Source organism: Streptomyces sp. DS1-CR2, from assembly GCF_055760475.1.
The window spans coordinates 6,537,795-6,555,067 of the sequence record NZ_CM147085.1; the positions used below are offsets into that span (position 1 = coordinate 6,537,795).

A 17,273-nucleotide genomic window follows, 5' to 3' on the forward strand; every position below is an offset into this window, starting at 1 on the left:
CGCCCCCCTTCGGGGGCAGCGTCCCTGAGGCCGTCGGGACCTCACGTCTGGGCCGACATGACCGTCGAGGTCGCCCTGTCCGTCCTCGACAGCTCCCGCGCCGGCCGGCTCCTCCTCTGCGACGAGGACGGCCGCTGCACCGGTACGGTCAGCCGCGCCGAGCTGACCGCCGCGCGCGACAGCGCCCGCTACACCGATCGCACCCAGCTGCGGGACATCGTCCACAGCTCCGGACCGTCCCTCTCCCTGTGAGGCCCTCATGCGCTGTGTCATCGCCAGATTCCCCTTCGACCTCTTCAGCAGTGACGTGCTGGAAGCGATGAAGGGCGTCAAACCCGAACCCGTCACCGGCGACTCCGTGCTCATCGGGCGGCGCCGCTACCCCGTCAAGCAGGTCGGGGCCGTCATCACCCGGCAGGACCGGCGCGACTTCACCTCCGGTGAGGTGGTCAGGGCTCTGACCGCGCTCGGCTTCACCTGTACCGAGGTCTCCGCGGGCGGCTCCGCCGGGGCTGAACTCACCCCGCTCCAGGCCGCGTCGGCGCTGATGGGCCTGCCGGCCTCCGCGTAGACACACCACCACCGCCGGCCGCCGAGGCCGGGCGGTGCCGAGGGCCCCGACCGGTTCACCGGTCGGGGCCCTCGGCGTGTGCGTGGCCTCGGCGGCGGCGCGGCCTTGCGGACGCATGGTGTTCAATTTGGCCGGGGCACGGCGGTCGCGACGGCGCCGGGGCCCCTCCATGCGCCCCTCGACGAGGTGAGATGACAGCAGAAGAACCGCTCGGCCGTCTCGACGACGACTACCCCGCCTTCACGATGGGACGGGCCGCCGAGATGATCGGCACCACGCCCGCGTTCCTGCGGGCCATCGGCGAAGCGCGCCTGATCACTCCGCTGCGGTCGGCCGGCGGACACCGTCGCTACTCCCGCTACCAGCTGCGTATCGCGGCACGTGCCCGCGAGCTCGTCGACCGGGGGACCCCCGTCGAGGCCGCCTGCCGCATCATCATCCTCGAGGACCAGCTCGAGGAGGCCCTGCGCATCAACGCGGAGTTCCGCCGCGCGGCGGCCGGACCGGACGCCGGGGCCGAGGGCCGATAGGCCCCACCCGAAGACCCTTCCCCTCAGGCAACGCCCTGCCATGCAGCTTCCTGGCGTGGCCGGATGCGGACAGCGGGGGTGGTGGCGCGGTGATTATCTCTAGGCACGCAGTCGGAACGGTCGCAGCGGACCGGACCGGCGCAGGCCAACGCATCGAACGTACGCCGCACCGTACTCGCGAATGGAGACCTCCCATGTCCCGTGCCACCACCGCTGTCAACACCCTGTACGCGGAGACCTCCTATCGGGTCCGCGAGTTCGGCCAGCAGCGCCTCGCGGTGCCACGCCGGTCCAGGTGCTCGGGACGGTCGCGGTCGAGAGCGTCGTCCTCACGGTGACGGGTGTGTTCTTCGGCACGGTCGCGGGCCTCGCGGGAATCGTGCCCTTCACCACCGTCCGCACCGACTCGCTCCTGCCCGACCAGGGCCTGGGCAGCTGGCTGATGGTCGTGGCACTCGCGGCCGCAGCGACCTTGGTGACCAGTCTGGGCAGGGCCCGCAGGACCCTGCGCGTCAAGGCGGTGGACGCCGTCGCGATCGCCGCCTGACACCGGGTCGAAGTACCCGGCACGGTCCGCGCCCGCCACCACGGCGGATGCGGACCGTGTCGCTGTTGGGCTGAACGGGTGACTTGGCGTAAGAATGGCGGGTGCAGACAACAGTACGAGCCCGGACGGGGTGGGGGCAGTGAACAGCCACGACGTCACTGACGAACAGTGGGAAGGGCTCGCCCAGGTCGTACCTCTGCGCGGCCGTAACGCATGGCCGTCAGCGGTCGACCACAGGGCCGTCCCCGAAGCGGAGACCGAAGCGCGGCGACGGTTCGTCGTGCTGCGGATCAATGTGTTCGCGGACGCCCGCGAGGTGGCCGAGACCGTGATGACGGGCATCCCCGTGCTGCTCGACCTGAGCGGCGCAGAGTCCGATGTCGCCAAGCGCGTCCTGGACTTCAGCAGCGGAGTGGTCATGGGCCTCGGCTGCGGAATGCACCGCGTCGACCGCAATGTCTTCCTGCTCGCCCCTCCCGGCACCGAGGTGCAGGACTTCGTGGCGGGGGCTGTTCCCCGGGCGTAGTCACCTGGCCAGAGCCACCGGTCCCCCGATCGTAGGAAGGTTTGACCGGAGGAACGGTTCGCCGGGCCCGCCCCCGCTTACCGTCCGGAACATGAGCTTGCCAGCGCGGGGCGCACCCCCGGCCCCCCAGGACCGGCCGAGCGTCACCGAACTGCGGCTCTCCGCCTTCGCCGCGCACCGCGGCGCAAGCTTCCCGCTCGGCCCGCTGACCCTCTTCGCCGGGCCGAGCGGCAGCGGCAAGTCCAGCGCCCTGAAGGCTTACGAGGGTCTGGCTCGGCTCGCCGGCGGCGCGGGCCTCGACGAGGTGTTCCCCGATCCGGCCGCCTGCGTCCCCGACCGGGCCCGGCCCGACGCACAGCGGCGCCGCGGCTTCCGCATCGGCTGCACCGTCACCGGGCCCGTCGGACCGGTCCGCCTCGACCTCGCGATCCAGGCGGAGCCCGAACTGCGCATCGTGGGCGAGCGGTTGACCTGCGACGGCCGTATCCTCCTGGAGACCGCCCTGCGCGACCCCGGGCGCCGCGTCGTCCAGGCCGCCTGGCACACGGCGGGCGCGACCGGGGTGACCCGCGCGCCCCTGCCGGACGACCTGCTCGGCACGGCGCTCCTGCCGCTACGCGTCGCGGGCAGGACACAGGGCCAGCGGCTCGTCATCGCCGCGGCCGAACAAGTGGTGGTCGCCCTGCGCTCCGTCTTCTCCTGCGACCCCCGGCCCGCCCGCATGCGCGGTCCCGCCCAGGCCGGCGCCGACCGCCTGCTGAGCGGTTGCGACAACCTCGCAGCCGTCCTGTGGCGTACCCGCTCCGAGTGCGGCATCCGGCACGCGCTGCTCGTCGCCGCCGCCCGGGCCGGCTGCGCGGGACCCGTCGTCGACGTCCTGTCGGAGGACCTCGGCAACGGCACGGTACGGGCCGTGCTCGACCGCGGCGACGGTCTGCGCACCCCCGTCGACCGGCTCGGGGACGGCGAGTTGAGATACCTGGCGCTCGCCCTGGTCCTGCTCACCGGCCCCCGTGTGCTCGCGGTCGACCCGGCGGCGGAGGTCCCCGAGGCGTACCAGACGCTCACCGTCCTCGCCGACGGCCTCGACCGCAGCCTCGACCCGCGGCAGCTGCGGGAGCTGACGGCGCTCGCGGTGCGGATGTGCGGGCGCGGGCACATCCGGCTGGCGGGGGCGGTCGGCGACGGGACGTGGGCGGCGCGGGAGCACGGAGCGTCGGTGGTAGACCTGGGGCCGTGACAGAACTTGATGTGGCGGGGCTGCAGCGCCGGCTGGCGCAGTTCGCCGAGGCCAGGAACTGGGAGCAGTACCACACGCCGAAGAACCTGGTGGCCGCGCTGAGCGTGGAGGCGTCCGAACTGGTCGAGATCTTCCAGTGGTTGACCCCTCAGGAGTCGGCCGGCGTGATGGCGGACCCGGACACGGCGCACCGGGTGCGCGACGAGGTCGCGGACGTCCTCGCGTATCTGCTGCAGCTGTGCGAGGTGCTCGGGATCGACGCGCTGGCGGCCCTGTCGGCGAAGATCGACCGCAATGAGGAACGGTTTCCGGTGCCGGGGGAGGGCTGAGACCGGCGGCTGACACCGGTGGCTGACACCGGCTGGAAGGGCGGCACGACCGGCCTTGTCACTCTATGGAGTCACAGAATTATCAACATTGGACTTCGTGTCCACAGATTTCGGTCGTCCTCTGGCTTTTCACCTCTCCGACCCTCACTCTGGGTAGTGGACACGGGAGTTCAGGACGGGGGCGGCGCATGGACGCGGTGCGACTCATCAGGGCGAGCCGACGGGCCCTGGCGGAGAGCCAGGACGCGCCGGCCATCACGCGGGAGGCATGGCAGGCCCAGGCCCTCGCACAGGCCATGGGGAACAAGCTGGCGAGAGAGGGCCCGCCGGAGCTGAGGGGTGAGGCGCGCGGACTGAGCGAGGCGGGCGGCAGAGGCTGCTCGGGCTCGGCGATCCCGGTCATCGGGGCGGGCGGCATACGGGCGGCGCAGCTCACGGAGCTGGCCGAGGCGCACCAGGCACTGATCGGGTTGGCCGCGCTGCTCGGGGAAGTGGGGATCGCCCTGGTGGGCATAGCCAGCGAGGCGGAGGAGGAGGGGGACTACTGGCACTGCATGGACGCGATCGACGCCGCCGACGAATCACGGGACAGGACCCTTGAGATAATCCGCCGGCTCGCGCTGCGCCGCGACACCCTGTCGGAGTCGGAGCCTGACTCGGCGGCGTAGAGGGGGCGCTGGTTGGTGCAGCGGGGGCTTCGGAGGCGCACCGACATCGGTGCGACGCGCCCCCCGGCGGGTTCAGAGGCGGTGGCCCTCGTCGGCGGACGGGGCGCCGGGTCCGGTGGACTGCTGAAGGTCGGCGTCGAGCTGCGACAGATCCGCGTTGAGCGCGGCCATCAGCTCTTCCATCTGCTGGAGCAGACCCTTGGGCGCGCCCTCCTGATCCGGCCCGGCCGGTTCGTGGACGACCTGCTCGGACCTGGCGCCCTGGGACATGGTGGCCTCCTCGGCCCTCGCCCTCCCCGCGGGGGAAGGCAGCTGACGCAAGCGTCGCCCGGCAGCGGCAGCCGCCGCTGGTTCGGGTGCGGGTACGGGTGCCGGGCGGGCCGGCTCCGCCCGAGCCAACGATCACTCGCGTGAACGGGTCACTGGCCGGGGCCCCGGCCACGTGCCCGGTTGACGGATATTCACCCGACAGGGGCGGGGCCGGAGCACCGGGACCAGCGGAGTTGACGCTGTGGCCCAGGGGCTTTTCGTCTGGACCCAGCCTGATCCAGACGAAAGACCCTAGGACACCTGGTGCATCACCTCGGTGGCGATCAGTTCCAAGTGGTCCAGGTCGTCCAGGTCCAGCATCTGGAGATACATCCGCTGCGAGCCGACGGCCTGGTACGCGGCGATCCGCTCGACGACCTCGGCCGGCGACCCGGCGAGCCCGTTCGCCTTCAGCTCCTCCACGTCACGGCCGATCGTGGCGGCGCGGCGCCTGACGTCGGCGTCGGTCTTGCCGACGCATGCCACCAGGGCGTTGGAGTAGACGAGGCTGTCGGCGCTGCGGCCGTGCTGCTCCACCGCCGCACGTACCCGCTTGAACTGCTGCTCCGTGTCGGTGAGCGATGCGAAGGGGATGTTGAACTCGTCGGCATACTGCCCGGCGAGCGCCGGGGTCCGCTTGGCGCCGTGCCCGCCGATCAGGACGGGCACCTTGCTCTGCGCCGGCTTCGGCAGCGCGGGGGAGTCCGTCAGCTGGTAGTAGGTGCCGTTGAAGTGGAAGCGCTCGCCGACGGGCGTGCTCCACAGGCCCGTGACGACGGCGAGTTGTTCCTCAAGGCGGCCGAACTTCTCCTTCGGGAAGGGGATGCCGTAAGCCTCGTGCTCCGCCCCGTACCAGCCGGAGCCGAGGCCCAACTCCACGCGCCCACCCGACATCTGGTCGACCTGAGCGACCTGGATCGCGAGGACGCCGGGGAGGCGGAAGGTGCCGGCGGTCATCAGTGTGCCCAGGCGGATCCGCCTGGTCTCGCGGGCGAGCCCGGCCAGCGTGATCCAGGCATCGGTGGGGCCGGGGAGCCCGTCGGCGGAGCCCATGTGCAAGTAATGGTCAGACCGGAAAAAAGCTCCGTAATTGAGGTCTTCAGCGGCCTTCGCGACGCGGAGAAGCGTCTCGTAGGTCGCGCCTTGCTGCGGTTCTGTGAAGACTCGAAGATCCATTCATCCATCATGCACCGGTCACTTCTGGTGACCTTTTAGAACCGCAGCGTCCCCGGAGAGAAATGCGTGGTCGGAGGCGGTACTGGCGGACCATACTCGGACACGTGTTCCTGACGATCAGTACGACCGGCACCCCTGAACGCCCCGCGACCGACCTCGGCTTTCTGCTGCACAAGCATCCCGACAACGCGCAGGCGTTCTCCACCTCGCACGGAACCGCGCACGTCCTCTACCCGGAGGCGTCCCCAGAGCGCTGCACCGCGGCGCTGCTCCTTGAGGTGGATCCCGTCGCGCTCGTGCGCCGCGGCAAGGGAAAGGGCAAGGGCAAGGGCCGCGGCGGCACCCCCGACGCGGCGCTCGCGCAGTATGTGAACGACCGGCCGTACGCCGCGTCGTCCCTGCTCGCCGTGGCGATCGGCACTGTGTTCTCCAGCGCCCTGCGCGGACAGTGCAAGGCCATGCCCGAGCGGGCCGGGCAGCCGATGCCGCTGCGCGTCGAGGTGCCCGCGGTGCCCGCGCGCGGCGGAGCCGCGCTGGTGCGCCGGCTCTTCGAGCCGCTCGGCTGGACCACGGTGACGGCCGACCCGGTGGCGCTCGACGAGCAGTTCCCCGAGTGGGGCGACTCGCGCTACGTGCGTCTCGTCCTGGAGGGCGAGCTGCGGCTCGCCGAGGCGCTGCGGCACCTGTATGTGCTGCTGCCCGTGCTCGACGACGCCAAGCACTACTGGGTCTCGCCCGACGAGGTCGACAAGCTGCTTCGGGCGGGTGAGGGCTGGCTGCCCACGCACCCCGAGCAGAAGCTGATCACCAGCCGCTACCTCTCGCGACGCTGGGCACTCACCCGCAGCGCCATGGAGCGCCTGGAACTGGTGCGGCTCGCCAACGCGGACGACACCGACGTCGAAGCCATCGACAACGCGGTCGACGAGGCGACGGACACCGAGGAGCAGCCCGTACCGCTGGCTGTTCAGCGGCGCGACGCCATCACCGCCGCGCTCAGGGCGGCGGGGGCCGGGCGGGTGCTCGACCTGGGCTGCGGGCAGGGCCAGTTGGTGCAGGAGTTGCTCAAGGACACCCGGTTCACCGAGGTCGTCGGTGTCGATGTGTCGATGCGGGCCCTGACGATCGCCGCCCGGCGCCTCAAGACCGACCGGATGGGCGAGCGCCAGGCCGCCCGCGTCACGCTGCTCCAGGGCTCGCTCGCGTACACCGACAAGCGGCTCAAGGGGTATGACGCGGCGGTCCTCAGCGAGGTCATCGAGCACCTCGACCTGCCGCGGCTGCCCGCACTGGAGTACGCGGTGTTCGGCTCCGCGCGGCCGAGGACGGTCCTCGTGACGACGCCGAACGTCGAGTACAACGTCCGCTGGGAGACCCTGCCCGCCGGGCACGTCCGGCACGGCGACCACCGCTTCGAGTGGACCCGCGAGGAGTTCCGCACGTGGGCGCGCGCGGTGGCCGAACGGCACGGCTACGACGTCGAGTTCGAGCCCGTAGGACCCGACGACCCGGAGGTCGGCCCGCCCACACAGATGGCCGTCTTCACCTTGACCGGTCAGACCCCGACCGACCGGACCCCGACCGGTCGGACCCCGACCGACCGGACCCCGACCGGTCAGACCCCGACCGACCGGACCCCGGCCGACCCGAGTCCGAAGGAGGCGAAGGCCGCATGACCACCACCCCCGGTTCCCACGTTCGTACGCTCCCCGTCACCGATCTGTCCCTCGTCGTCCTCGTCGGCGCCTCGGGGTCCGGCAAGTCGACGTTCGCGCGGCGGCACTTCAAGCCCACCGAGATCATCTCCAGCGACTTCTGCCGGGGGCTCGTCGCCGACGACGAGAACGACCAGAGCGCCAGCCGCGACGCCTTCGACGTGCTCCACTACATCGCGGGCAAGCGCCTCGCGGCCGGGCGGCTCACCGTCGTCGACGCGACCAACGTCCAGCAGGAGAGCCGCAGGCAGCTCGTCGACCTGGCGCGGCAGTACGACGTGCTGCCCATCGCCATCGTCCTCGACATCCCCGAGGAGGTCTGCGCCGCGCGCAACGCGGAGCGCGCCGAACGCGCCGGCATGCACCGCCGCGTCATCTCCCGGCACACCCGTGAACTGCGGCGCTCCCTGCGTCACCTGGAGCGTGAGGGCTTCCGCAAGGTCCACATCCTGCGCGGCGCAGAAGAGGCCGACAGCGCCGAGGTCGTACGCGAGAAGCGCTACAACGACCTCACGCACCTCACGGGCCCCTTCGACATCATCGGCGACATCCACGGCTGCGCCTTTGAACTGGAGACGCTGCTCACGAGGCTCGGTTACGTGGACGGTGTGCACCCCGAAGGCCGTACGGCGGTGTTCGTCGGCGACCTCGTCGACCGGGGGCCCGACTCCCCGGGCGTCCTGCGCCGCGTCATGTCGATGGTCAAGTCGGGCCACGCGCTGTGTGTGCCCGGGAACCACGAGAACAAGTTCGGCCGTTACCTCAAGGGAAGAAAGGTCCAGCACACGCACGGCCTCGCCGAGACCGTCGAGCAGTTCGCGGGCGAGAGCGAGGAGTTCACGCAGGAGGTCGCGGAGTTCGTCGACGGCCTCGTCAGCCACTACGTCCTCGACGGCGGCAGGCTCGTCGTGTGCCACGCGGGCCTGCCCGAGAAGTACCACGGCCGCACGTCCGGGCGGGTGCGCGCGCACGCGCTGTACGGGGACACGACCGGCGAGACCGACGAGTTCGGCCTGCCCGTGCGCTACCCGTGGGCCGAGGACTACCGGGGCAGCGCGGCCGTCGTCTACGGCCACACGCCGGTCCCGCAGGCCACCTGGCTCAACAACACCATCTGCCTCGACACCGGCGCCGTGTTCGGCGGCAAGCTGACCGCGTTGCGCTGGCCGGAGCGCGAACTCGTCGACGTACCCGCCGAGAAGGTCTGGTACGAGCCGTCGAGGCCGCTGCGGACGGAGGCGCCCGGCGGGCAGGACGGGCGGCCGCTCGACCTCGCCGACGTGCACGGACGGCGGGTCGTCGAGACCCGGCACGCCGGACGCGTGGCCGTGCGCGAGGAGAACGCGGCGGCGGCCCTGGAGGTCATGAGCCGCTTCGCCGTCGACCCGCGCCTGGTCCCGTACCTGCCGCCGACGATGGCGCCGACGGCGACGTCACGGGAAGACGCCCGCGGCGGAGCCGCTGATGGACACTTCCTGGAGCACCCCGCCGAGGCCTTCGCCCAGTACGCCGCCGACGGAGTAGGGCGCGTCGTGTGCGAGGAGAAGCACATGGGCTCGCGGGCCGTGGCCCTGGTGTGCCGGGACGCGGACGTGGCGCGCGAGCGCTTCGGCGTCCCGGAGGGCGGGCCCACAGGCGCGCTCTACACCCGTACCGGACGGTCCTTCTTCGCCGACGAGCAGGTCACCGAGGAGATCCTCGGCCGGGTGCGCGCCGCCGTCACCGACGCGGGCCTGTGGGACGAACTCGACACGGACTGGCTGCTGCTCGACACGGAGCTGATGCCCTGGTCGCTCAAGGCGTCGGGCCTGCTGCGCTCGCAGTACGCCGCCGTGGGCGCCGCGTCCGGTGCCGTGTTCCCGGGTGCCATCGCCGGCCTGGAAGCGGCGGAGGCGCGGGGCGTCGACGTGGGTGAACTGCTCGGCAGGCAGCGTGAACGGGCCGAAGACGCGGCCGCGTTCACGGACGCCTACCGGCGCTACTGCTGGACGACGGACGGGCTCGACGGGGTGCGGCTCGCGCCGTTCCAGATCCTGGCCGTGCAGGGCCGGTCGCTGGCAGCCCTGCCGCACGACGAGCAGCTCGCCCTCATCGACCGCATGGTCGAGCACGACGGGTCCGGGCTTCTGCAGACCACCCGGCGGCTCTTCGTGGACACCGGCGACGAGGCGTCCGTGAGCGCCGGTGTCGACTGGTGGCTGGAGATGACGGGCCGCGGCGGCGAGGGCATGGTCGTCAAGCCGGTCGAGGCGCTCACGCGCGACGGCAAGGGCCGTCTCGTACAGCCGGGCATCAAGTGCCGGGGCCGCGAGTACCTGCGGATCATCTACGGTCCCGAGTACACGCGCCCCGACCACCTGGAACGCCTGCGCGGCCGCTTCCTCGGGCACAAGCGCTCGCTCGCCGTCCGCGAGTACGCGCTCGGTCTCGAGGCGCTCGACCGGCTCGCGGACGGGGAGCCGCTGTGGCGCGTCCACGAAGCGGTGTTCGCGGTCCTCGCGCTCGAGTCGGAGCCGGTCGACCCGAGGCTGTGAGCGCGCGGATGTGAGCCGCCACCCAGCTCCTTGATTGCACGGGCACGGGCCGTCCGGCCGGGGAAAGATGGATCCATGGGATTCCACGTCGACTCCGAGGCCGGGCGGCTGCGCCGCGTCATCCTGCACCGCCCCGATCTGGAGCTCAAGCGGCTCACCCCGAGCAACAAGGACGCGCTGCTCTTCGACGACGTGCTGTGGGTGCGCCGCGCGCGGCAGGAGCACGACGGGTTCGCCGACGTGCTGCGCGACCGCGGCGTGACCGTGCACCTCTTCGGCGACCTGCTCACCGAGACGCTCGCCGTCGGGGACGCCAGATCCCTCGTCCTCGACCGGGTCTTCGACGAGAAGGAGTACGGGCCGCTCGCCACCGACCACCTCAGGGCCGCCTTCGAGACGATGCCGGCCACGGACCTGGCCGAGGCGCTGGTCGGCGGCATGACCAAGCGGGAGTTCCTCGACCGGCACCCCGAGCCGACGTCGGTGCGCTTCCACGCGATGGACCTCGACGACTTCCTGCTCGGCCCGCTGCCCAACCACCTCTTCACCCGCGACACCTCGGCCTGGATCTACGACGGTGTCTCCATCAACGCGATGAGGTGGCCCGCCCGGCAGCGCGAGACCGTCCACTTCGAGGCGATCTACCGGCACCATCCGCTGTTCCGCGACACGGGCTTCCACGTGTGGTCGGAGGGGCAGGCCGACTACCCGTCCACGATCGAGGGCGGCGACGTCCTGGTGATCGGGCAGGGCGCCGTCCTCATCGGGATGAGCGAGCGCACCACCCCGCAGGCCGTCGAGATGCTGGCGCACAAGCTGTTCGCGGCGGGCTCCGCGCAGACGATCGTGGCGCTCGACATGCCGAAGCGCCGGGCGTTCATGCACCTCGACACCGTGATGACGATGGTCGACGGCGACACGTTCACGCAGTACGCGGGGCTCGGCATGCTGCGCTCGTACACCATCGAACCGGGCGTGGGGGAGCGGGAGCTGAAGGTCACGGACCATCCGCCCGAGCACATGCACCGGGCCATCGCGGCCGCGCTCGGCCTCAGTGAGATCCGGGTCCTGACCGCCACGCAGGACGTGCACGCGGCCGAGCGGGAGCAGTGGGACGACGGGTGCAACGTGCTGGCCGTGGAGCCGGGCGTCGTCGTCGCCTACGAGCGCAACGCCACGACGAACACCTATCTGCGCAAGCAGGGCATCGAGGTCATAGAGATCCTCGGCAGCGAGCTGGGACGCGGGAGGGGCGGCCCGCGCTGCATGAGCTGCCCGGTCGAGAGGGACTCTGTATAGGGGGCCCGTGCAGAAGCCCTGCCTCTGGGATCCTGTATAGAAATGTGGAATGTCGTATAGACTTCCAGCATCTTTGATGCCCCAGCCGTTTTACGCGTACCCCAGGAGCGCCCCATGGCGACAGTCCGTCCCGACCTCACCGGCCGCCACTTCCTCAAGGAGGTGGACTTCACCGCCGAGGAGTTCCGCGGCCTGATCGACCTCGCCGCCGAGCTGAAGGCGGCCAAGAAGGCGGGGACGGAGACGCGGCACCTCGCGGGCCGGAACATCGCGCTGATCTTCGAGAAGACCTCCACGCGTACGCGCTGCGCCTTCGAGGTCGCCGCGGCCGACCAGGGCGCGTTCACGACCTACCTGGACCCGTCCGGCTCGCAGATCGGCCACAAGGAGTCCGTGCGGGACACCGCCCGGGTCCTCGGCCGGATGTTCGACGCCATTGAGTACCGCGGGGACAGCCAGTCCGGCGTCGAGGAGCTCGCCGCGTACGCGGGTGTGCCGGTCTACAACGGCCTGACCGACGACTGGCACCCCACGCAGATGCTCGCCGACGTGCTCACGATGGTCGAGCACTGCGCCAAGCCGCTCGACCGGATCGCCTTCGCCTACCTCGGCGACGCCCGCTTCAACATGGGCAACTCGTACCTGGTGACCGGCGCGCTGCTGGGCATGGACGTGCGGATCGTGGCGCCGCGCGAGTACTGGCCGGCCGAGGAGATCGTCGCCGAGGCCCGCAAGCTCGCCGAGACGAGCGGCGCCCGCGTCACGCTCACCGAGGACGTCGCCGAGGGCGCCCGTGGCGCCGACTTCGTCGCCACCGACGTCTGGGTCTCCATGGGCGAGCCCAAGGAGGTGTGGGCCGAGCGCATCACCGCTCTCAAGCCGTACGCCGTGACGATGGACGTCCTGCGCGCCACCGGCAACGCGGACGTCAAGTTCCTGCACTGTCTGCCCGCCTTCCACGACCTGGGCACCAAGGTCGGGCGCGAGATCCACGAGACGTACGGCCTCGACTCGCTGGAGGTCACGGACGAGGTCTTCGAGTCGGCGCACTCGGTCGTCTTCGACGAGGCCGAGAACCGGCTGCACACCATCAAGGCGATCATGGTCGCCACGCTGGCCTGACGCCCGCCCCGGCAGGGGAGGGGCGTACTACTCCGGGCTCGTCCGCTGCGCCGGTATCGCGGGAAGGGTGAACCAGACCGCCTTGCCGGACGCGGTGGGGCGATGTCCGCAGGACGAGCTCAGGGTGCGGATCAGCAGCAGGCCGCGCCCGTGCTCCTGCCACGGGTCCGGCTCCTCGGCCGGGCCGGGCAGGGTCAGATCGCCGGGCGGCGCAGGGTCCCCGTCGTGCACCTCGACCTGACAGCCCGACGGCAGCAGCTCCACCACCAGCTCGATGGGGCCCGACCCCGCAGTGTGCTCGACGGCGTTCGCCACCAGCTCGGCCGTGAGCAGCTCCGCCGTGTCGCTGTCGGCGGCGGGCGACTCGATCTCCGTCAGGGCCGTACGCACCAGAGCGCGCGCGACCGGCACCGCGGCCGCGGTGTGCGGCAGCGCGATGCGCCAGGAGGTGGGGGCGGGCGGTGTGGGCACGGCGGGTCCGTTCAGGGTGCAGGTGTCCTGACAGGGGACGACAGGGGCTGACAGCGGAGGAGCTGTCCTGCTTTCAACCATACGAATGGTAAGGCGTCGCCGGACAGAGCCGCCCGACACCCCTTCTTCGGGACGTTCGTCACTTCTCTCATACGCGCTCCCTACCCGCGCTCCCTACCTGGGCTGAACGCCTGCCATCAGGATCGCGTATCGCGTACTCGTGACGGAAGTCACGAAGCGGTGATAACTTCAGGGAACGACGTGCCTGACACAGGTGCGCCGAACCGTCCGCCGCCCCCGCCCGAGGAGGCCGCACCGCCATGAGTCCCTTCACCGGCTCCGCGCCCCGCACCGACGACTGGCGGCACCTGAGGTACGCCGTCGACGACGGGGTCGCCACCGTCACCCTGGCCCGCCCCGACAAGCTCAACGCGCTCACCTTCGGCGCCTACGCCGACCTGCGCGATTTGCTCGCGGAGCTGTCCCGCGAGCGCTCCGTACGCGCCCTCGTCCTGGCCGGAGAGGGGCGCGGCTTCTGCTCCGGCGGTGACGTGGACGAGATCATCGGCGCCACCCTCGCCATGGACACCGCCCAGCTCCTCGACTTCAACCGGATGACCGGCCAGGTCGTACGGGCCGTGCGCGAGTGCCCCTTCCCCGTGATCGCCGCCGTGCACGGCGTCGCGGCGGGCGCCGGCGCCGTCCTCGCACTTGCCGCCGACTTCCGCGTCGCCGACCCGAGCGCCCGCTTCGCGTTCCTCTTCACCCGCGTCGGCCTGTCCGGCGGCGACATGGGCGCCGCGTATCTGCTGCCCCGCGTCGTCGGCCTCGGCCACGCGACGCGCCTGCTCATGCTGGGCGAGCCGGTGCGCGCTCCGGAGGCCGAGCGCATCGGCCTGATCAGCGAGCTGACCGACGAGGGCCAGGTCGACGAGGCCGCGCAGGCCCTGGCCCGCCGCCTCGCCGAGGGCCCGGCCCTCGCGTACGCCCAGACCAAGGCGCTGCTCACCGCCGAACTCGACATGCCGCTGGCCGCCGCCGTCGAAATGGACGCCGCGACCCAGGCCCTCCTCATGAACGGCGAGGACTACGCCGAGTTCCACGCGGCCTTCACGGAGAAACGTGCCCCCAAGTGGCGGGGGCGGTGACCATGGGACCCCTGCGCGTGGCCGTCATCGGCGGCGGACCCGGCGGCCTGTACGCCGCCGCCCTCCTCAAGCGGCTCGACCCGCGCCGCGACATCACGGTCTGGGAGCGCAACGCCCCCGACGACACCTTCGGCTTCGGCGTCGTCCTCTCCGACGAGACGCTCGGCGGCATCGAGCACGCCGACCCCGTCGTCCACGCCGCACTCCAGGCCGAGTTCGTGCGCTGGGACGACATCGACGTCGTGCACCGCGGCACCCGCCACACCTCGGGCGGCCACGGCTTCGCCGCGCTCGGCCGCCGCAGGCTCCTCGAAATCCTCCACGAGCGCTGCCGGCAGCTCGGCGTGAACCTCCGCTTCCGCTCGGAAGCCCCGTCGGCAGCCGACCTCGCCCGCGACCACGACCTCGTCGTCGCCGCCGACGGAGTGCGCAGCGCGACCCGCGAGGCCCACGCCGACGCGTTCCGGCCGCACATCGAGGAGCACCGCTGCCGCTACATCTGGCTCGCCGCCGACTTCGCCTTCGACGCGTTCCGCTTCGAGACCGCCGAGACCGAGCACGGCGTCATGCAGCTGCACGGATACCCCTACTCGGCGAACGACAGCACCGTCATCGTCGAGATGCGCGAGGAGGTCTGGCGGGCGGCCGGTTTCGACGGGCCCGACGTGCGCGAGTCCGTCGAACGCTGCGCCAAGATCTTCACCGAGGCCCTCGGCGGCCGTGGCCTGAGGTCGAACAAATCCGCCTGGACCGCCTTCCGCACGGTCGTGAACGAGAAGTGGTCGCACGGGAACGTCGTCCTCGTCGGGGACTCCGCGCACACCGCGCACTTCTCCATCGGCTCCGGCACCAAGCTCGCCGTCGAGGACGCCCTCGCGCTCGCCGCCTGCCTCCAGGAGCAGCCCACCACGGCCGAGGCGCTCGCCGCGTACGAGGCGGAGCGGCGGCCCGTCGTCGCCTCCACGCAGCGCGCGGCCCGCGCCAGCCTGGAGTGGTTCGAGAACCTCGGCCTCTATCTCGACCAGCCCTCACGCCAGTTCGCGTTCAACCTCCTCACCCGCAGCCGCCGCGTCACGCACGACAACCTGCGCCTGCGCGACCCCCGCTTCACCGAGGCCGTCGAGCGCGACTTCGGCTGCCCGCCCGGCACACCTCCCATGTTCACGCCGCTGCGCCTGCGCGAACTGACCCTGCGCAACCGCGTCGTCGTCTCGCCCATGGACATGTACGCGTCCCAGGACGGCGTCCCCGGCGACTTCCACCTCGTCCACCTCGGCGCGCGGGCCCTCGGCGGCGCCGGACTCGTCATGACCGAGATGGTGTGCGTCAGCCCCGAGGGCCGCATCACCCCGGGCTGCGCCGGTCTCTACACGCCGCAGCAGGCCGCGGCCTGGCGCCGCATCACCGAGTTCGCGCACGCCCAGGCCCCCGGCACGGCGATCGGCGTCCAGCTGGGGCACTCCGGCCGCAAGGGCTCCACGAAACTGATGTGGGAAGGCATCGACGACCCGCTCCCCGACGGGAACTGGCCGCTGGTCGCCGCCTCCCCGCTCCCGTACAAGCCGGGCAGCCAGATTCCGCACGAGCTGACGCGGGACGAACTTGCCGATGTCCGCGAGCAGTTCAGGTCCGCCGCCGTGCGCGCCGCCGGCGCCGGCTTCGACCTCCTCGAACTGCACTGCGCCCACGGCTATCTGCTGTCCGGCTTCCTGTCACCGCTGAGCAATCACCGGACCGACGCGTACGGCGGCTCGCTCACGAACCGGCTGCGCTTCCCCCTCGAAGTCTTCGACGCCGTACGCGACGTGTGGCCCGGTGACCGGCCCATGACCGTCCGGATCTCCGCCACCGACTGGGCGGAGGGGGGCACGGACGCGGACGACGCCGTAGAGATCGCCCGCGCCTTCGCCGCGCACGGCGCGGACGCGATCGACGTGTCGACCGGCCAGGTCGTCGCCGACGAGAAACCCGCCTACGGACGCTCCTACCAAGTGCCGTTCGCGGACCGGATCCGCAACGAGACCGGCATCCCGGTGATCTCGGTCGGCGCGATCTCCTCGTGGGACGACGTCAACTCGCTGATCCTGGCCGGGCGCACCGACCTGTGCGCGCTGGCCCGCCCCCATCTCTACGACCCGCACTGGACCCTGCACGCGGCGGCCGAACAGGGCTACGCGGGTCCCGGTGTCGCCTGGCCGAAGCCGTACGAGGCGGGCAGCAGGCCACCGCAGACCGGACGTCTGGACGCGCCCAAGCCCCGGCTCACGCTGGGTGGTTGACGGTGGTGAACGCCGCTCCCGCGTCCCGCAGCCGCTCGTGCAGCGCCCGGAACACGCTCGCCGAGCGGGTCCCCGGCCACCGCGCGGGCAGCAGCCCGGCGGGAAGCCCCGGGTCGGCGTACGGCAGATGGCGCCAGGAGTCGAGGGCGAGGAGGTAGTCCCGGTACGCCTCCTCCGGAGCGGCGTCGCCGGGGGAGCGGGCCTGCCAGGCGGCGAGCACCGGCGCGTGCTCGTCCAGGAACGCCTCGTGCAGCGCGGCGAGACGGTCCAGGTCCCACCAGCGCGCGACCGCGTCCGCCGTCGCCGCGAACCCCAGGTGCTCGCCGCGGAACAGATCGACGTACGGGGAGAGCCCGAGGCGCTCCAGGGTGTGCCGGGTCTCCTCGTGCAGGCCCGCGGGGGCGATCCACACGCCGGGCGCCGCCGAGCCGAAGCCGAGCCCGGCAAGGCGTGAGCGCAGGACGTGCCGCTTGGCGCGCTCGGCCTCCGGCACGGAGAACACCGCGAGCACCCAGCCGTCCGTCTCGCCGGCCGGCGGCCCGTAGATGCGCCGGTCGCCGTCGTCCAGGAGTTGCCGCGCGGCCGGCGACAGGGCGTACCCGGCGGCGCCCGACCCCGTGCGCTCCGGCAGGAGCAGCCCGCGCCGCTTGAGGCGGGACACGCAGGACCGCACGGCGGGCGCGTCGACGCCGACCGCGCCGAGGAGACGGATCAGCTCGGCGACCGGCACGGCGCCGGGAAAGCCGCGCCCGTAGGCGCCGTAGAGGGTGACGATCAGGGACCGGGGAGTGTGCAGCTCGGACACGTGG

General features: G+C 71.8%; 17 protein-coding genes and 1 pseudogene. 14 read left to right on the forward strand and 4 right to left on the reverse strand.

What is annotated here, in order from left to right; translation table 11 throughout:
* The first annotated feature begins 57 nt into the window (after positions 1 to 57).
* The 8 genes and pseudogenes from ACY0PA_RS30985 to ACY0PA_RS31020 all read left to right on the forward strand — a co-directional run bounded on the left by ACY0PA_RS30985 (position 58) and on the right by ACY0PA_RS31020 (position 4,411).
* Positions 58 to 252 carry a CBS domain-containing protein gene (locus ACY0PA_RS30985; RefSeq protein ID WP_473080792.1) on the forward strand — a complete coding sequence of 65 codons (195 nt, stop codon included), beginning with the start codon at positions 58 to 60 and terminating at the stop codon, positions 250 to 252.
* Between the two features lie 7 nt (positions 253 to 259).
* On the forward strand, positions 260 to 571 hold the full coding sequence (locus ACY0PA_RS30990; RefSeq protein ID WP_473080793.1) for an SCO5918 family protein: 312 nt from the start codon (positions 260 to 262) through the stop codon (positions 569 to 571).
* Positions 572 to 762: 191 nt separating this feature from the next.
* On the forward strand, positions 763 to 1,101 hold the full coding sequence (locus ACY0PA_RS30995) for a MerR family transcriptional regulator (protein WP_473080794.1): 339 nt from the start codon (positions 763 to 765) through the stop codon (positions 1,099 to 1,101).
* Between the two features lie 215 nt (positions 1,102 to 1,316).
* A pseudogene (locus ACY0PA_RS31000) lies at positions 1,317 to 1,648 on the forward strand (FtsX-like permease family protein); the annotation flags it as partial.
* A gap of 139 nt (positions 1,649 to 1,787) precedes the next feature.
* Entirely contained in the window at positions 1,788 to 2,174 is a 387-nt protein-coding gene (locus tag ACY0PA_RS31005) for a cell division protein SepF (protein ID WP_356281670.1), read from the forward strand.
* Positions 2,175 to 2,265: 91 nt separating this feature from the next.
* Positions 2,266 to 3,414: an AAA family ATPase gene (locus ACY0PA_RS31010; protein WP_473080795.1), complete on the forward strand. Its 1,149-nt coding sequence runs from the start codon at positions 2,266 to 2,268 to the stop codon at positions 3,412 to 3,414.
* Positions 3,411 to 3,743, forward strand: a complete 333-nt coding sequence (locus ACY0PA_RS31015) for a nucleotide pyrophosphohydrolase (protein WP_473080796.1) — start codon at positions 3,411 to 3,413, stop codon at positions 3,741 to 3,743. The genes ACY0PA_RS31010 and ACY0PA_RS31015 overlap by 4 nt, the downstream gene beginning before the upstream one ends.
* Before the next feature lie 188 nt (positions 3,744 to 3,931).
* A complete protein-coding gene (locus ACY0PA_RS31020; protein ID WP_473080797.1) occupies positions 3,932 to 4,411 on the forward strand; it encodes a DUF6099 family protein in 480 nt (159 codons plus the stop codon).
* Positions 4,412 to 4,483: 72 nt separating this feature from the next.
* Here the strand turns inward: ACY0PA_RS31020 and ACY0PA_RS31025 are convergent, their stop codons facing one another.
* Both ACY0PA_RS31025 and ACY0PA_RS31030 read right to left on the reverse strand, forming a co-directional pair.
* A complete protein-coding gene (locus ACY0PA_RS31025; protein WP_473080798.1) occupies positions 4,484 to 4,681 on the reverse strand; it encodes a hypothetical protein in 198 nt (65 codons plus the stop codon).
* Positions 4,682 to 4,972: 291 nt separating this feature from the next.
* Positions 4,973 to 5,896 (reverse strand): LLM class F420-dependent oxidoreductase, encoded by a 924-nt coding sequence (locus ACY0PA_RS31030; protein WP_473080799.1) that lies wholly within the window; start codon positions 5,894 to 5,896, stop codon positions 4,973 to 4,975.
* Between the two features lie 104 nt (positions 5,897 to 6,000).
* On the opposite strand from ACY0PA_RS31030, the gene ACY0PA_RS31035 reads away from it, so the two are divergent.
* The 4 genes from ACY0PA_RS31035 (at position 6,001) to argF (ending at position 12,566) form a co-directional block, all read left to right on the forward strand.
* On the forward strand, positions 6,001 to 7,572 hold the full coding sequence (locus tag ACY0PA_RS31035; protein ID WP_473080800.1) for a 3' terminal RNA ribose 2'-O-methyltransferase Hen1: 1,572 nt from the start codon (positions 6,001 to 6,003) through the stop codon (positions 7,570 to 7,572).
* The gene (locus ACY0PA_RS31040; RefSeq protein ID WP_473080801.1) at positions 7,569 to 10,145 is read left to right on the forward strand and encodes a polynucleotide kinase-phosphatase; all 2,577 of its coding nucleotides are present in this window, start codon (positions 7,569 to 7,571) and stop codon (positions 10,143 to 10,145) included. The genes ACY0PA_RS31035 and ACY0PA_RS31040 overlap by 4 nt, the downstream gene beginning before the upstream one ends.
* Positions 10,146 to 10,220: 75 nt before the next feature.
* Entirely contained in the window at positions 10,221 to 11,444 is a 1,224-nt protein-coding gene (locus ACY0PA_RS31045; RefSeq protein ID WP_473080802.1) for an arginine deiminase, read from the forward strand.
* Between the two features lie 114 nt (positions 11,445 to 11,558).
* Positions 11,559 to 12,566 carry an ornithine carbamoyltransferase gene (argF, locus tag ACY0PA_RS31050; protein WP_473080803.1) on the forward strand — a complete coding sequence of 336 codons (1,008 nt, stop codon included), beginning with the start codon at positions 11,559 to 11,561 and terminating at the stop codon, positions 12,564 to 12,566.
* A 27-nt stretch (positions 12,567 to 12,593) separates the two neighbouring features.
* On the opposite strand, the gene ACY0PA_RS31055 is transcribed toward argF, so the two are convergent.
* Positions 12,594 to 13,118, reverse strand: a complete 525-nt coding sequence (locus ACY0PA_RS31055; RefSeq protein WP_473080804.1) for an ATP-binding protein — start codon at positions 13,116 to 13,118, stop codon at positions 12,594 to 12,596.
* A 239-nt stretch (positions 13,119 to 13,357) separates the two neighbouring features.
* Here ACY0PA_RS31055 and ACY0PA_RS31060 point away from each other — a divergent pair, with 239 nt between their 5' ends.
* Positions 13,358 to 14,185 (forward strand): enoyl-CoA hydratase family protein, encoded by an 828-nt coding sequence (locus ACY0PA_RS31060; RefSeq protein WP_100591225.1) that lies wholly within the window; start codon positions 13,358 to 13,360, stop codon positions 14,183 to 14,185.
* A 2-nt stretch (positions 14,186 to 14,187) separates the two neighbouring features.
* Complete coding sequence (locus ACY0PA_RS31065; RefSeq protein ID WP_473086483.1) at positions 14,188 to 16,464, forward strand: bifunctional salicylyl-CoA 5-hydroxylase/oxidoreductase; 2,277 nt, start codon at positions 14,188 to 14,190, stop codon at positions 16,462 to 16,464.
* On the opposite strand, the gene ACY0PA_RS31070 is transcribed toward ACY0PA_RS31065, so the two are convergent.
* On the reverse strand, positions 16,448 to 17,269 hold the full coding sequence (locus ACY0PA_RS31070; protein WP_473080805.1) for a PaaX family transcriptional regulator: 822 nt from the start codon (positions 17,267 to 17,269) through the stop codon (positions 16,448 to 16,450). The two genes, ACY0PA_RS31065 and ACY0PA_RS31070, sit on opposite strands and share 17 nt — an antisense overlap.
* Between the last annotated feature and the right edge of the window lie 4 nt (positions 17,270 to 17,273).

What these genes read in the sequence shown, in the direction of transcription:
- ACY0PA_RS31045 (WP_473080802.1), top strand. Translation starts at nt 10,221, where the DNA reads ATGGGATTCCACGTCGACTCCGAGGCCGGGCGGCTGCGCCGCGTCATC.
- ACY0PA_RS31060 (WP_100591225.1), top strand. Translation starts at nt 13,358, where the DNA reads ATGAGTCCCTTCACCGGCTCCGCGCCCCGCACCGACGACTGGCGGCAC.
- ACY0PA_RS31030 (WP_473080799.1), bottom strand. Translation starts at nt 5,896, where the DNA reads ATGGATCTTCGAGTCTTCACAGAACCGCAGCAAGGCGCGACCTACGAG.
- ACY0PA_RS31055 (WP_473080804.1), bottom strand. Translation starts at nt 13,118, where the DNA reads ATGGTTGAAAGCAGGACAGCTCCTCCGCTGTCAGCCCCTGTCGTCCCC.
- ACY0PA_RS31025 (WP_473080798.1), bottom strand. Translation starts at nt 4,681, where the DNA reads ATGTCCCAGGGCGCCAGGTCCGAGCAGGTCGTCCACGAACCGGCCGGG.
- ACY0PA_RS30990 (WP_473080793.1), top strand. Translation starts at nt 260, where the DNA reads ATGCGCTGTGTCATCGCCAGATTCCCCTTCGACCTCTTCAGCAGTGAC.
- ACY0PA_RS31010 (WP_473080795.1), top strand. Translation starts at nt 2,266, where the DNA reads ATGAGCTTGCCAGCGCGGGGCGCACCCCCGGCCCCCCAGGACCGGCCG.
- ACY0PA_RS31065 (WP_473086483.1), top strand. Translation starts at nt 14,188, where the DNA reads ATGGGACCCCTGCGCGTGGCCGTCATCGGCGGCGGACCCGGCGGCCTG.
- argF (WP_473080803.1), top strand. Translation starts at nt 11,559, where the DNA reads ATGGCGACAGTCCGTCCCGACCTCACCGGCCGCCACTTCCTCAAGGAG.
- ACY0PA_RS31020 (WP_473080797.1), top strand. Translation starts at nt 3,932, where the DNA reads ATGGACGCGGTGCGACTCATCAGGGCGAGCCGACGGGCCCTGGCGGAG.
- ACY0PA_RS31040 (WP_473080801.1), top strand. Translation starts at nt 7,569, where the DNA reads ATGACCACCACCCCCGGTTCCCACGTTCGTACGCTCCCCGTCACCGAT.
- ACY0PA_RS30985 (WP_473080792.1), top strand. Translation starts at nt 58, where the DNA reads ATGACCGTCGAGGTCGCCCTGTCCGTCCTCGACAGCTCCCGCGCCGGC.
- ACY0PA_RS30995 (WP_473080794.1), top strand. Translation starts at nt 763, where the DNA reads ATGACAGCAGAAGAACCGCTCGGCCGTCTCGACGACGACTACCCCGCC.